Consider the following 909-nt stretch of genomic DNA (forward strand, 5'->3'; position numbering starts at 1 on the left):
TGCCGATGGCGATGCCGGCGCGGTGACGGTAATGGTGACGGGCGATATCTCTACCACGGGCAGCAATGCCGAAGGTATTCTGGCGTATTCCAACGCCGAAGGCGATGGCGATGCTGGCGCGGTGGCGGTGACAGTGACTGGCGATATCTCCACCACGGGGAGCGGTGCCGAAGGTATTCTGGCGTATTCATACGCCTACGGCGATGGCGACGCTGGCGCGGTGGCGGTGACAGTGATGGGCGATATCTCTACCATAGAGAGCAGTGCCCAAGGTATTCAGGCGTATTCCTACGCCGAAGGCGATGGCGATGCTGGCGCGGTGGCGGTAATGTTGACGGGCGATATCTCTACCACGGGGTTCAGTGCCGAAGGTATTCTGGCGTATTCCTACGCCGATGGCGATGCTGGCGCGGTGACGGTAATGGTGACGGGCGATATCTCTACCACGGGGGGCAATGCCGAAGGTATTCAGGCGTATTCCGAAGGCGATGGCGATGCTGGCGCGGTGACGGTAATGGTGACGGGTGATGTCTCCACTATGGGCAGCAGTGCCGAAGGTATTCAGGCGTATTCCTACGCCGATGGCGATGCTGGTGCGGTGACGGTAATGGTGACGGGTGATGTCTCCACTATGGGGAGCAATGCCCAAGGAATCCGTGCGATATCCAGTGGCGGCACGACATCCGGCGCGGTGACGGTGAGGCATTTGCAGGGGACGATTGTTGCCGAAGGGACTGGCTCTGACGGTATTTTTGCTCATGCGGGCAATCGCGGTTCGGTGACGGTCGAGGCGTATGGTGCCATCGAAGCCGGAAGATCCGGGATTGTCGCCAGGCAGAATGGTGGCGACGGTTCGATCGCGATCCTGGCGGAAGACCGTGTGACTGGTGGCGATGATGGTATTTTTGT

At 60.0% G+C, this 909-nt stretch carries 1 protein-coding gene; it reads left to right on the plus strand.

Annotated features, from left to right (window positions below; all coding sequences use genetic code 11):
- Positions 1-909: hypothetical protein (locus tag ACR0DT_RS25090; RefSeq protein WP_480713351.1), on the plus strand; the 909-nt coding region annotated here is incomplete at both ends.

The organism is Ruegeria sp. BI11 (assembly GCF_056538005.1).